Genomic DNA, 13,780 nt, shown 5'->3' on the forward strand with positions numbered 1-13,780 from the left:
GCGTGTCGCGTCTATTTGTCCTTCGCTGCAGCACGCGCCGCGACCAGCGCACTGCGTCGTTCTTCATCGGCCTGCGCGATGGCCTGCTTCTGCTCCTCGGTCAGAAGCTGGCCACGCTGCTGTTCGATGGCCGCGACCACGCGCGCGGCTGGGTCGGTGATGCGGCCTTCCGCCGGCATCGCCGAACGCACCTGCGCGTCGGGCAGGCGGGTGATATCGACGATGCGACGTACGAACTGATCCTCGATCCGGCGCGTTTCCGCCTTCAGAAACGCCGTCTGGGCAGGCGTCTGCGCGATGGCGGGTGAAAGCATGCAACAGCAGGCAAGCAGCGACAACAGAAACTTCATCGGGAATGCTCCGCAAGGTCAATCGGTAAACGGCGTGCCACGCCAGGCACAGTGTGTTCCGCCAGCCCCCTCCCCGCACCTCACTCCGGCGTCAGCAAAAGGGAACCTGTGGTGAGCCGCGCGGCAAGCGCTTCATGCGCGCGTGCGCAGTCCTTCAACGCATGACGCTGCCCGATGGCGACACGCAGGGTGCCGTCGGCCGCCCGGGCGAACAACTCGTCGGCCGCGGCCAGCAGGTCGGCGCGCTGCGCAACGTAATGGAACAGCGTCGGCCGGGTCAGGAACAGCGAACCCTTCTGCGCGAGCAGTGCCGGTTCGAACGCGGCCACCGGTCCGGAAGCGTTGCCGAAACTGACCATCATGCCGAGCGGGGCGAGGCAGTCCAGCGAGGCCATGAAAGTGTCTCGACCAATGCCGTCATACACCACGCGCACGCCCTTGCCACCGGTCAGCGCACGGACCTGCACCGGCAGGTCGGCCGGTGCCACACCGGTCAGGACATGTGCGCAACCGTGGGCGCGAGCCAGTTCGGCCTTGGCTGGCGTGCTGACCGTGCCGATCACCGTGGCGCCGAGCGCCTGCGCCCACTGGCTCGCTATCAGGCCGACGCCACCGGCTGCGGCGTGCAGCAGTACGGTGTCACCCGGTTCGATGCGGCAGGTACGACGCAACAGATACTGCGCTGTCAGCCCCTTGAGCATCAGTGCAGCAGCGGTGTCGAAGTCGATCGCATCGGGCAGGCCCACCAACCGGTCGGCCGGCAGGTTGCGCACCTGGGCGTAGGCACCGGGCGGGCCGCCGGCATAGGCCACGCGGTCGCCGGGTGCGATATCGGTCACGCCATCGCCGACCGCCTCGACCACGCCGGCAGCCTCCAGACCCAGCCCGCCGGGAAGCGGCATGGGGTAGAGCCCGGAGCGGTAGTAGATGTCGATGAAATTGACACCGATGGCGTGCTGGCGCACCCGGGCCTCGCCCGCCGCAGGGTCGGACAGTTCGACAGCGTCGTACTGCAGTACCTCGGGGCCGCCGGTGCGGTGCATGCGGACAGCGAAATCGGTCATCGGGAGGGCAGGTTCCGGCACATGAGCGTGGATTCTACCGGCCAAGTTCATGGTGCACTGCACTGTCGGTTTTGGCAGAATGCAGGATCGAGTCCACCGGAGTCCGTCATGCGTCGTGTCGTGTTCAACCAGAAGGGTGGCGTCGGCAAGTCCACGATCACCTGCAATCTGGCCGCCATCAGTGCCGCGCGCGGCCAACGCACACTGGTGATCGATCTCGATACGCAGTGCAACTCCAGCCACTACCTGCTCGGCGATGCCGCCGACAAGGTGGAACTGGGCGCCGCCGATTTCTTCGACCAGATCCTCAATTTCAAGCTCACGCCGCGCGACACGGCCGAATTCATCAGCGACACCGGCCACCCGGGGCTGTCGGTGATGACCGCCAGCCCGCAGCTGGCCGAACTCGAAAACAAGCTCGAATCGCGTTACAAGATCTACAAGCTGCGTGAGGCGCTCGAAGCACTCGACGACTTCGACAACATCTACATCGATACGCCGCCGGCGCTCAACTTCTACTCGCGCTGTGCGCTGATCGCCGCCGAATCGGTGCTGATCCCGTTCGATTGCGACGATTTCTCGCGCAAGGCGCTGTACACGCTGATCGAGAACATCGAGGAAATCCGTGGTGACCACAACGAAGGGCTGAAACTTGAAGGCATCGTGGTGAACCAGTTCCAGGCACGCTCCAGCCTGCCGGTGCGCGTGGTGCAGGAATTGCGCGACGAAGGCCTGCCGGTGCTCGAAGCGGCGCTGTCGTCGTCGGTCAAGGTGAAGGAATCGCACGAGGCGGCGCAGCCGCTGATTCATTTTGCCCCCAGCCACAAGGTGACGCAGGAGTTCGTGGCGCTGTACGAGCTGCTCGAAAGCCACTGATGGCTAGGGTCATCGCGTTCGCGCAGCAGCGATAGCCGGAACCATTGTGTGCATGCCGGCAACTGCGACTGCCCGGGCGGTGGCGACTGAACGGTCGAACTCGCAGCCGCCTCGCCCTGTCTGAGTCGCTATGCTGCGCAGCCTACTTTTCCTTCTGCTTTGTCTGGGCACCGTCGCCGCCGGAGCGGCCGGCAACTATCGCGCGGTGGTCGGTCTGGACAGCGGCTGGCCGCGCCGCTGCGGCAGCGCGGTGTCGATACAGGGCTGGGACATCCAGATCCTGCGCGAACGGGTGGGAGACGACGTGGCGGCGCGGGTGGAAGTCAGGCCACCGACCGGCGGCGGTGCGCTGCCGGTGCTTGCCCGGCTCGAAATCGGCCAGTTCAGGCCAGCCGTGTTGCTGGTGCCCAACGAAGGTCTGCTCACGCTGCCCGGCTTTGAAGCCGATGCACGGCTGGACTGGGCAACGCTGATGCGCAACTTCATGTTCTTCGGCGGCACCCTGGTGCTCGGGCAGGTCGGCGGCGACATCGAAATCCCGTTCACCGGCCCGGCACCGCGCGACGTTACGGCGCAGTACCTGAATTGTTCCGGAGATCTGGCGGCGCCACTGCGCGGCGGCAGTTGAACCTGTCCTGCAGCGCGCAGCGCACCGCCTCGACCACCGCCGGTTCCAGCGCCCCCCCGCGCAGGCGGTCGCTCAATTCCAGCTGTACGCCCTGCCCGCGCGAGCCGCGGTTGCACACATTCGCGGCGTCCCGGCCAGGATAGCGGTGACCCGACACCTGGGCACGCACACCGCGCACGAACAGCCGGTCGGCGATCGCGCAGGCCAGGGTGCAGTCGCGCCCGCCGAGCAACGCCCGCTGTCCGGTGTCAGCCACGCCATGTACCGCCAGCACCGTGTGGCAACCGGCGAGCAGCGCCAGCGCGCGCGGCTCGTCAAAATGCCGGCTGGTCAGGTGCAGGGTCTCGAAATTGAGTGACGGCAGACAGCCTTCGAACAGATAAAGATCGAACGCCTCGCCGGCAATTGCGCGCGCCACTTCCGAAGTACCGCGCTCGATGCGCCCGCCGTGCGGCGCGATCACGGCGATACCGCTGCCACGCGACTTCACCGTGATGCGGTAATCACGCCCATCGACGTGGGCAGCGGCCAGTTCGCCGAAATTGCGGTAGCGGTCGCGATGCACCGCAACGCCCTTCACTCGTCAGCGCCGATGGCGAACAGCTTTTCGATGCGCGCCATCGCCGGGTGCGCACGGCCGGAGCGGCGCAGTTCGGCGAAGTCGTCACGCAGGATGCGACGGAACTCGGCTTCGCCGCGCAGCGTGAGGTTGGCGGCATAGATCTCGCGCGCATTGCCGATCTGGCCGTTCAGCAACAGCGCGTGCGCGCGGTTGATCTGCGCTGCCTTGTACTCGGCGGCTTCCTTCGGCACCTGATCGGCCGCGCGCAGCACATCGTCGTAGCGGCCGAGGTTCAGGCAGGCCCACGAATAGGCAACCCACACGCCGTTGTCCTTGTAGCCGGACTGGATGGACCGGTCGAGCCACTGCGCCGCCTTCGCGTAGTCGGTCTGCGCGCCGCCGCCGCTGTATCGCTGGGCCAGATGGACGTACGCCGGCGCATAGCCGGCCTCGGCGGCCCGGTTGGCCCAGGCGAGTGCGATATCGGCCGCGACCGGGTTGGTGGTGTCGGCTTCGAGGTGGCGCGCCAGCAGCAACATGGCTTCCGCATCGCCGGCGTCGGCCGCCAGCAGGTACCAGCGGCGCGCCTCGGCATCATCGCGCTCGACACCCAGGCCGCTGGCGTACAGCTGACCGACCACCGCCTGCGCGCGCGCCAGTCCGCCCTGTGCCGCCTGCAGGGCGAGGCGCGCAGATGCGACGTCGTCCTTGTCCAGACAGGTGCCGAAGAAATGCCAGTCGGACAGCTGCAGCAGGGCCTCGGGACTACCTTCATCCGCGGCGGCGCGCGCCTCGGTCAGGGCCGTTTCGCATTCGCCCCGCAGATGCGCAGTGCGCCACTGATCGCTGGCCACGACCTGCCCGGCTACGCTGCACAGCAGCGCCGGGAACAGGAGGGCGACGCACCGCTTCATGTCAGACCGCGCTCAGCTTGGCCACCGCCAGCGCCAGCCACTTGACGCCTTCTCGACCGAAGTTGACCTGTACCCGGGCGTCCGAGCCGGACCCTTCCGCACTGACGATGACGCCACTGCCGAACTTCGCGTGGCTGACCTGCTGGCCGATGCGAAAACCGGTGTCGTTGCTCGACGGCGACTTGCGGCCGCTGCCGAAGGTCCGCGGGTTGCTGCTGGATGGCGGCGGCGGCACCGCCGCGTTGCCGAAGCTGCCGAAGCCACGCGCCGTGGCGGGCGGCGTCAGCCACTTCATCAAATCGGCCGGTATCTCGTCGAAGAATCGGCTGCGCAGGTTGTAGCGGGTCTGGCCATGCAGCATGCGCGACTGCGCGAACGACAGGTAGAGACGGCGGCGCGCGCGGGTGATGGCGACGTACATCAGCCGCCGCTCCTCCTCCAGTCCCTCGCGTTCGAGAATGGAGTTCTCGTGCGGGAACAAGCCCTCTTCCAGGCCACCAAGGAAGACCGCATCGAATTCCAGCCCCTTCGCCGAATGCACTGTCATCAGCTGCACCGCTGACTGGCCGGCATCCGCCTGGTGTTCGCCGGCTTCCAGCGAAGCGTGCGACAGGAAAGCCGCGAGCGGATCGGGCGGTGCGGCTTCGTCTTCGGCCGCCACCTGCGCATAGCCCTCTTCGGAAATGAAGTTGCTCGCCGCATTGATGATTTCATCCAGGTTGGCGATGCGCTCCTGCCCTTCCTTTTCGGCCTTGTAGTGCGCCCGCAGGCCCGACAGTTCCAGCACCTGCTCGACCATTTCCGGCAGCGTCAGCCCTTCACAGGCGAAGCGCAGCTGATCGACCAGATCAATGAAATGCCCGACTGACTGCGCAGCCTTGCCGGTCAGCAGGTTCAGCGCGCCGTACAGACTGGAATCGGATGCCTTCGCCGCGTCCTGCAGCTGTTCCAGGGAGCGGGCGCCGATGCCGCGGGTCGGGAAATTCACCACCCGGGTGAATGCGGTGTCGTCGTGCGGGTTGGCGATCAGTCTCATGTAGGCGAGTGCGTGCTTTACTTCCTGCCGCTCGAAAAAGCGCAGGCCGCCATAGACGCGGTAGGGGATGGCGGCCGAAAAAAGCGCGTGTTCGAGCACGCGCGACTGCGCGTTGCTGCGGTAGAGCAGCGCGATGTCGGAGCGCGCCGCGCCGTCATTGATCAGCGCCTTGATTTCCTCGACCACCCAGCGCGCTTCCTCGATGTCGTTGAACGCCTCGAAGACACGCAGCGGCTCGCCGCTGCCGGCTTCGGTCCACAGGTTCTTGCCGAGCCGACCGGTGTTCTGCTTGATGACGGCGTTGGCCGCGTCGAGGATGTTGCCGTGCGAACGGTAGTTCTGTTCCAGCCGGATGACGTTGTCGACATGGAATTCGCGTTCGAAATCGCGCATGTTGCCGACCTCGGCACCACGAAACCGGTAGATGCTCTGGTCATCGTCGCCGACCGCCATCACCGCTGCCTGATGTTCGGTGCCCAGACCGGCCAGCAATTTGAGCCAGCGGTACTGCAGCACATTGGTGTCCTGGAATTCGTCGACCAGCAGATGGCGAAAGCGCCGCTGGTAGTGCGCGCGTATTGGTTCGTTACGCATCAGCAACTCGTAGCAGCGAAGCAGCAGTTCGGCGAAATCGACCACGCCTTCGCGCTGGCACTGTGCCTCGTAAGCCTGATACAGCTCGACGCGCCGGCGTGCGAAATCGTCGAACGCTTCGACTTCGTGCGGCCGCAGGCCCTGTTCCTTGGCCGAATTGATGAAGTAGGTCAGCTCGCGCGGCGGAAACTTTTCGTCGTCGATGTTCAGCGCCTTGAGCAGCCGCTTGATCGCCGACAGCTGGTCGGCCGAATCGAGAATCTGGAACAGTTGCGGCAGGCCGGCTTCTTTCCAGTGCGCGCGCAGCATGCGGTTGCACAGCCCGTGGAAGGTGCCGATCCACAGCCCGCGCGTATTCATCGGCAGCATGGCGGTCAGCCGCGCCAGCATTTCCTTGGCCGCCTTGTTGGTGAAGGTGACCGCAAGGATGCCGTGCGGCGACACCTGCCCGGTCGAAATCAGCCAGGCAAGCCGGGTGGTCAGCACGCGCGTCTTGCCGGAGCCGGCACCGGCCAGGATGAGTGCCGACTGCGAAGGCAGCGTGACCGCCTGGAATTGCGGTTCATTCAGACCAGCGAGGAGCGGATTTGCGTTCATCCGGCCGATTCTAACCGCGCAGCCCGCCACCACAGCGGTGGGCGATGACGGGCCCTCGCAGTGCCCGGCCCCTGCTTTCGATGCCGTCATGGCGGGAACCGACACGGCAGAGGGGTGTCGGGAAAGGAGACATCACTGCAAGGGAGACCACAAGAATGGCGGAATGGACGCAATGGACCACCTGGTTCTACAGCTGGGCGATGGAACGCCTGCCACTGTTGCTTGACCTGTCTATACGGCTTGGCTTCATCCTGCTGCTGGCCTGGGGCCTGCGCCTCGCCGCGCGACGGGCGATCAATCTCGTTTATGCCGCGCTGAAGAACCGCACCGACTGCACCGAAGACGTCAAGCGCATCGACACGCTGGTGCGCGTGGCGCGCTACGCCGCCTCCGTGGTGGTGTTCGTCATTGCCGGCGGTCTGGTGCTCAGCGTGATCGGTGTGTCGGTCGCGCCGCTGCTGGCCACCGCAGGTGTCGCCGGCATCGCCATCGGTTTCGGCGCACAAAGTCTGGTGAAGGATCTGTTCGCCGGCTTTTTCGTACTGCTCGAGAACCAGATCCGGGTCGGCGACGTGGTGAGCATTGCCGGCCACGATGGCGCGGTCGAGGAAGTGACCTTGCGCTTTGTGCGCCTGCGCGACTACGAAGGCAATGTGCATTGGGTGCCGAATGGTGAAATCACGACCGTCACCAGCCGGTCGCGCGAGTTTGCCCATGCGGTTCTGGACGTCAGCATGCACTACCGCGAGCGGGTGGACGACATCTTCGAGGTGATGAAGGAAGTGGCCACCGGACTGCGTGAAGACGAACAGCTCGGGCCGAAGATACTGGGCGACCTGGACATCGCCGGCGTTCAGTCGTGGGACGACTCGACGGTGACGCTGCGCGCCCGGCTGAAGGTGGTGGCTCTGGCGCAGTGGGAAGTGAAGCGCGAATTCCTGCGCCGGCTGAAAGCCGAATTCGATGCGCGCGGCCACGAGATCCCGTATCCGCAGGTCACGCTGTCGTTCGCGCGCGAGACCGAAAAGGCGCTGATCGAGCAGATGAGCAGCCGGCTGACGCCGCGCAAGCTGTCCTCTGCCTGATCGCCGCTCGCCCTATAATCGCGGGCTCGCGCCAGTCCGGCGCCAAAACTTCCGCCGCAACCCGCGTCATGCAAGAAAAACAGACCTCCACTTATCAGCCGTCCGCCGTCGAATCCGCCGCCCGCCGTTACTGGGACGACACGCAGGCCTTCCGCGCTGTCGAGGACGGATCGAAACCGAAGTACTACTGCCTGTCGATGTTTCCGTATCCGTCGGGCAAGCTGCACATGGGCCATGTGCGCAACTACACGATCGGCGACGTGCTGACGCGCTTCCACCGCATGCGCGGCTACAACGTGCTGCAGCCCATGGGCTGGGACGCCTTCGGCCTGCCGGCCGAGAACGCGGCAATCAAGAACGCGGTGCCGCCGGCGAAGTGGACCTACGACAACATCGCCTACATGAAGCAGCAACTGCAGTCGCTGGGCTTCGCCATCGACTGGAGCCGCGAACTGGCGACCTGCCAGCCGTCGTACTACAAGTGGAACCAGTGGCTGTTCCTGCGCATGCTGGAAAAGGGCGTCGCCTACAAGAAGACGCAGGTCGTGAACTGGGACCCGGTCGACCAGACCGTGCTGGCCAACGAACAGGTGATCGACGGTCGCGGCTGGCGCACCGGTGCGCCGGTCGAGAAGCGCGAAATTCCCGGCTACTACTTCGGCATCACGCAGTACGCCGACGAACTGCTGAACGATCTCGACACGCTGGAGGGCTGGCCCGAGCGCGTGAAAACCATGCAGGCGAACTGGATCGGCAAGAGCACCGGTGTGCGCTTCGCCTTCACGCACGACATCCGCGACGACGCGGGCGCGTTGATCGACGACGGCAGGCTGTGGGTGTTCACCACCCGTGCCGACACCATCATGGGCGTCACCTTCTGCGCCGTGGCCGCCGAACACCCGCTGGCCACGCACGCTGCACGCAACAATCCCGAACTGGCCGCCTTCATCGAAAAGTGCAAGCACGGCTCGGTGATGGAAGCCGACATGGCGACCATGGAGAAGGAAGGCTTGCCGACCGGGCTCACCGTCGTCCACCCGCTGACCGGTGTAGCGGTGCCGCTGTGGGTCGGCAACTACGTGCTGATGAGCTACGGCGACGGCGCGGTGATGGCGGTGCCGGCGCACGACGAGCGGGATTTCGGTTTTGCGAGGAAGTACGACCTGCCGATCCGGCAGGTGATTTCGCTTGGCGACAAGGTGTTCTCGACCGATGCGTGGGCCGAGTGGTACGCCTCCAAGGACGGACTCTGCACCGCCAGCGGTCGGTATGACGGGCTGGGTTACGAAGCGGCGGTCGACGCGGTCGCGACCGATCTCGCCGCAAAAGGGGGCGAAAAGAAGATCCAGTGGCGCCTGCGCGACTGGGGTGTATCGCGCCAGCGCTACTGGGGCTGCCCCATACCGATCATCCACTGCGAGCACTGCGGCGACGTGCCGGTGCCGGACGATCAGTTGCCGGTGGTGCTGCCGGAAGACTGCATCCCGGATGGCTCGGGCAACCCGCTGCTCAAGCGCGACGACTTCATCCACGTCGCCTGCCCGACCTGCGGGGCGCCAGCGAAGCGCGAAACCGACACGATGGACACCTTCGTCGATTCGAGCTGGTACTACGCGCGCTACTGCTCGGCCGGCAACGATGGCGCGATGGTCGATGAACGCGCCAATTACTGGATGCCGGTCGACCAATACATCGGCGGCATCGAGCACGCCATCCTGCACCTGCTGTATTCGCGCTTCTGGTGCAAAGTGATGCGCGACATGGGGCTGACGACGGTGACCGAACCGTTCGGCCGCCTGCTGACCCAGGGCATGGTGCTGAACCACATCTATTCGCGCCGCACCGACAAGGGTGGCATCGAATACTACGCGCCGGAAGAGGTGACGCCGCTGCGCGACGATGCCGGCCGCATCACCGGTGCCACGCTGATCGCCGACGGCCGGCCGGTCGACTTCCAGGGCATGGGCACGATGTCAAAGTCCAAGCGCAATGGCGTCGATCCGCAATCCATCATCGACGAGTTCGGCGCCGACACGGCACGCTTCTTCATGATGTTCGCCAGCCCGCCGGAACAGACGCTGGAATGGAACGACGCCGGCGTCGAGGGCGCGCACCGCTTCCTGAAGCGGGTGTGGGCCTTCGCGCAGGGTTTCGACGCCGAACTGCGTGCGCAGATGCCGGCCCGTCCGACCCTGGACAACGCGAAGCTGCCGACTGCACTGGCCGATCTGCGGCGGGACCTGCATCTTGTGCTCAAGCAGGCCAGCTACGATCTGGGCAAGCAGCAGTTCAACACCGTCGCGTCGGGCGCGATGAAAATGCTCAACGCGCTCGAGAAGGCGCCGCGCGAAGGCGCGCTCGCCGCCGAGGTAGTCGCCGAAGGCCTGTCCATCCTGCTGCGCGTGCTGTCGCCGATCTGTCCGCACATCACGCATGTGCTGTGGCGCGACTGCGGCTTCGGAGACGACATCCTGAACGCACCGTGGCCCGAACCGGCCGACTCGGCGCTGGTGCAGGACGAAGTCGAACTGATGCTGCAGGTCAACGGCAAACTGCGCGGCAGCCTGCGCGTGGCCGCCGACGCGGCGAAGGACGTCATCGAAGCGCAGGCGCTGGCCAGCGAGGCGGCGCAGAAATTCATGGAAGGCAAGCCGGCGAAGAAGGTTGTCGTGGTGCCCGGCCGTCTGATCAACATCGTGTGCTGACGCGGGAGAAACGTGTGACCGCCCCTGAATTCAAGGCCCGCCGCAGCCTGATCGCCGCCACCGGCAGTGCGCTGCTGCTCGGCGCCTGCGGCTTCCACCTGCGCGGCGTGCGTGACCTGCCGTTCGCAACCGTGTTCATCAATGCCAGCCCCTACGCCGAAATGACGGCGCAGATCCGGCGCGCCATCAACGCCCAGAGCACGACCCGCGTCACCGACGAGCTCAAGGACGCCGATGCAGTCATCGACATCACGGAAAACCGCGTCGAAAAGGTCATCCTGAGTCTGAACTCCGCCGGCCGGGTGCGTGAATACCAGTTGCGACAGCGCTTCGGATTCAAGGTCCGGAGCCCGAAGGGCGAGGAAATCGCGCCGGTGTCAACGATCGAAGTCCGCCGCGACATCACGTCCAACGACGTCGAAGTGCTGGCCAAGCAGGAAGAGGAACAGCTGCTGTACGCCGAAATGCAGGGCGATGTCGTGCAGCAATTGCTGCGCCGCCTGCAGGCCATCAAGAAGAAACCCGCCTGACCCGCATGCAGCTGCGCGCCGAACAGCTCGACGGCCACCTGAAAGGCTCGCTCGCGCCGCTCTACGTGCTGCACGGCGACGAGCCGCTGCTGGTCATCGAAGCGGCGGATTCGATCCGCACCGCGGCGCGGGCGCGCGGCTTCACCGAGCGCGAAGTGCTGGTAGTAACGCAGTACTTCAAATGGTCGGCGCTGGCCGAAGCGGCCGGCAACATGTCGCTGTTCGGGGGCGACAAGCTGATCGACCTGCGCATTCCGACCGGCAAACCGGGGCGCGACGGCGGCGACGTGCTGACGCGCTTTGCGGCCAGTCCGCCCGCCGGGACGGTGACGCTGATCACGCTCCCGCAGATGGACTGGAAGGCGCAGAAGAGCGCCTGGTTTGCCGCGCTGTCGGCGACCGGCGTGGTGATGGAGCTGAACGCGCCTCCGCTCGACCGCCTGCCGGACTGGCTGGCCGCGCGCCTGTCTCGGCAGCAGCAAAGCGCGGATCGGGACGCGCTCGACTTCATGGCGACCCATGTCGAAGGCAATCTTCTGGCCGCCAATCAGGAAGTGATGAAACTCGGGCTGCTGCATCCGCCGGGCGAACTCACGCTGGAGCAGGTGCGAAATGCGGTGATGGATGTAGCGCGCTACGACGTGGAAGACTTGCGCCAGGCGCTGCTGGCCGGCGATGCAGCACGGGCAAGCCGGCTGCTCGACGGCCTGCGCGCCGAAGGCGTGGCCGCGCCGCTGGTGCTGTGGATCATCGTGGCCGAGCTGCGCACGCTGGCGACGGCGCGGGCTGAAATGGACGCCGGGCGCAGTGCCGACGAAGCCCTGGCCACTGCCCGCATCTTCGGTGCCCGGCAGTCGCCGTACCGACGCGCGCTGGCGCGGCTGTCATCCGCCGCCACACGCACGGCTCTGATGCAGGCGGCGCGGCTCGACCGCATGATCAAGGGTGTTGCGCGCGGCGATGTGTGGGACGAGTTCCTGCAGATCGCGCTACGGGTGTGCGCGCGCTGAGTTTTGCCACGGGTGCATGTGGATGTGTATGGGGGACGGGTTGCTGTTGGGCATCGCTGCGCTCACCCCAACCTACAAAGACGAGCCCGTCCCGACCTGCGCAGTGTTATCGCCTTAACAAACTGGCTCCATCACCGCACCCGCGCCAAATCCGTAGGTTGGGGTGAGCGCAGCGATGCCCAACACACCACACCGCACCCGCCCCGACCTGCGTCGCAGTAGCGCCCCATCGACATCTCCTCATCACCGCACCCGCGCCCACCCCGTAGGTTGGGGTGAGCGCAGCGATGCCCAACGACATCGCCCGACCCCCTCCTCCGGCAGAAACCGGTGGCACGCGGCCGCGCTTTCTGCTTTCATCCGCCTTTACCCGCAGTCACCGCTACAGAGCATTTCAGGACACAGGATGGACATCAAGGACTACATGAATAAGCTGGGCCGTCAGGCCCGGGCTGCTTCGCGCGTCGTTGCGCAGGCATCGACCGCGGTGAAGAACGATGCGCTGATGCGTATCGCCGCACTGCTGCGTGACCGCGCACCTCAGTTGCTCGAAGCCAATGCGACCGACGTAGCCGCTGCGCGCGACAACGGTCTGGATGCGGCGATGATCGACCGCCTGACGCTGACTGCCAAGGGTGTGGAAGCGATGGCGACCGGCCTGGAGCAGGTGGCCGCGCTGCCCGATCCGGTCGGCGAAATGACCGATTTCAAGCGCCGCCCCAGCGGCATCACGGTGGGCCGGATGCGCGTGCCGCTGGGTGTGATCGGCATCATCTACGAAGCGCGGCCAAACGTGACGGCCGACGCCGCCGCGCTGTGCCTGAAGAGCGGCAACGCCGCCATCCTGCGCGGCGGCTCGGAAGCCGCACGCTGCAATCAGGCGGTCGCCGCCTGCGTGCGCGACGGTCTGGTCGCCGCTGGTCTGCCGGAAACAGCGGTGCAGGTGGTCGACACCACCGACCGCGCGGCGGTGGGTGAGCTGATCACCATGCCGCAGTTCGTCGATGTGATCGTGCCGCGCGGTGGCAAGGGGCTCATCGAACGCATTTCGCGTGACGCCAAGGTGCCGGTGATCAAGCATCTGGACGGCAATTGCCATGTCTATATCGACGAGCAGGCAGATGACGACAAGGCGGTGCGCATCGCCGACAACGCGAAAACCCACCGCTACGGCACCTGCAATACGATGGAAACGCTGCTTGTGCATGTCGCTGCGGCACCGCGCGTGCTAGGCCGGCTGGCCGACATCTATCTCGGCAAGGGTGTGGAACTGCGCGGCTGCGAACGTTCGCGCGCGCTGGTGCCGGCGATGACGGCTGCCACTGACGATGACTGGGCGACCGAATATCTGGCGCCCATCCTTGCCGTGCGCATCGTCGATTCGCTCGATGAGGCGATCGAGCACATCAACCGCTGGGGCTCGCAGCACACGGACGCCATCGTCACCGAGAATCACACGCGGGCGATGCGCTTCATCCGCGAGGTCGACTCGGCGTCGGTCATGATCAATGCATCGACCCGCTTCGCCGATGGCTTCGAATACGGACTGGGCGCAGAGATCGGCATTTCGACCGACAAGATCCACGCGCGTGGCCCGGTCGGCCTGGACGGCCTGACCAGCCAGAAATGGGTGGTGCTGGGGGATGGCCAGGTGCGGACCTGAAGGTCCGTACCGCTGCCGGGGTGATCGTCCGTGCTTCGGGGAAAGGCGAGTCTTTCGGGAAGTCTTGTTGGGCATCGCTGCGCTCACCCCAACCTACGTGTGTCGCATCGCCGTAGGTTGGGGTGAGCGTAGCGATGCCCGACAGCACCGTATCACCCGGCATCGC

General features: G+C 65.8%; 12 protein-coding genes. 7 read left to right on the forward strand and 5 right to left on the reverse strand.

The window, feature by feature from the left end; genetic code table 11:
- Positions 1-11: 11 nt before the first annotated feature.
- Positions 12-350 carry a hypothetical protein gene (locus Q8R75_RS18445; RefSeq protein ID WP_305614604.1) on the reverse strand — a complete coding sequence of 113 codons (339 nt, stop codon included), beginning with the start codon at positions 348-350 and terminating at the stop codon, positions 12-14.
- A gap of 80 nt (positions 351-430) precedes the next feature.
- Positions 431-1,414 (reverse strand): quinone oxidoreductase, encoded by a 984-nt coding sequence (locus tag Q8R75_RS18450; protein ID WP_305614605.1) that lies wholly within the window; start codon positions 1,412-1,414, stop codon positions 431-433.
- A gap of 108 nt (positions 1,415-1,522) precedes the next feature.
- Here Q8R75_RS18450 and Q8R75_RS18455 point away from each other — a divergent pair, with 108 nt between their 5' ends.
- Positions 1,523-2,290, forward strand: a complete 768-nt coding sequence (locus tag Q8R75_RS18455; RefSeq protein WP_069039247.1) for a ParA family protein — start codon at positions 1,523-1,525, stop codon at positions 2,288-2,290.
- A 130-nt stretch (positions 2,291-2,420) separates the two neighbouring features.
- On the forward strand, positions 2,421-2,918 hold the full coding sequence (locus Q8R75_RS18460) for a hypothetical protein (RefSeq protein WP_305614606.1): 498 nt from the start codon (positions 2,421-2,423) through the stop codon (positions 2,916-2,918).
- Here the strand turns inward: Q8R75_RS18460 and Q8R75_RS18465 are convergent.
- The 3 genes from Q8R75_RS18465 to Q8R75_RS18475 are packed head-to-tail and all read right to left on the reverse strand — an operon-like array spanning position 2,857 to position 6,621.
- Entirely contained in the window at positions 2,857-3,498 is a 642-nt protein-coding gene (locus tag Q8R75_RS18465; protein WP_305614607.1) for a poly-gamma-glutamate hydrolase family protein, read from the reverse strand. The genes Q8R75_RS18460 and Q8R75_RS18465 overlap by 62 nt on opposite strands.
- A complete protein-coding gene (locus tag Q8R75_RS18470; protein WP_305614608.1) occupies positions 3,495-4,394 on the reverse strand; it encodes a tetratricopeptide repeat protein in 900 nt (299 codons plus the stop codon). Before Q8R75_RS18470 ends, Q8R75_RS18465 begins: the two co-directional genes overlap by 4 nt.
- A 1-nt stretch (position 4,395) precedes the next feature.
- Complete coding sequence (locus Q8R75_RS18475; RefSeq protein ID WP_305626945.1) at positions 4,396-6,621, reverse strand: UvrD-helicase domain-containing protein; 2,226 nt, start codon at positions 6,619-6,621, stop codon at positions 4,396-4,398.
- Between the two features lie 155 nt (positions 6,622-6,776).
- Here Q8R75_RS18475 and Q8R75_RS18480 point away from each other — a divergent pair, with 155 nt between their 5' ends.
- The 5 genes from Q8R75_RS18480 to Q8R75_RS18500 all read left to right on the forward strand — a co-directional run bounded on the left by Q8R75_RS18480 (position 6,777) and on the right by Q8R75_RS18500 (position 13,614).
- Entirely contained in the window at positions 6,777-7,706 is a 930-nt protein-coding gene (locus tag Q8R75_RS18480) for a mechanosensitive ion channel family protein (protein ID WP_305613363.1), read from the forward strand.
- A 68-nt stretch (positions 7,707-7,774) separates the two neighbouring features.
- Entirely contained in the window at positions 7,775-10,411 is a 2,637-nt protein-coding gene (gene leuS / locus Q8R75_RS18485) for a leucine--tRNA ligase (RefSeq protein ID WP_305626946.1), read from the forward strand.
- 14 nt (positions 10,412-10,425) lie between these two features.
- Complete coding sequence (gene lptE, locus Q8R75_RS18490) at positions 10,426-10,941, forward strand: LPS assembly lipoprotein LptE (protein ID WP_305613819.1); 516 nt, start codon at positions 10,426-10,428, stop codon at positions 10,939-10,941.
- A gap of 5 nt (positions 10,942-10,946) precedes the next feature.
- Positions 10,947-11,951 (forward strand): DNA polymerase III subunit delta, encoded by a 1,005-nt coding sequence (gene holA / locus Q8R75_RS18495; RefSeq protein ID WP_305613818.1) that lies wholly within the window; start codon positions 10,947-10,949, stop codon positions 11,949-11,951.
- A 406-nt stretch (positions 11,952-12,357) separates the two neighbouring features.
- The gene (locus Q8R75_RS18500) at positions 12,358-13,614 is read left to right on the forward strand and encodes a glutamate-5-semialdehyde dehydrogenase (protein WP_305613817.1); all 1,257 of its coding nucleotides are present in this window, start codon (positions 12,358-12,360) and stop codon (positions 13,612-13,614) included.
- Positions 13,615-13,780 lie beyond the last annotated feature (166 nt).

The organism is Methyloversatilis sp. (genome assembly GCF_030696805.1).
Taxonomy (GTDB): domain Bacteria; phylum Pseudomonadota; class Gammaproteobacteria; order Burkholderiales; family Rhodocyclaceae; genus Methyloversatilis.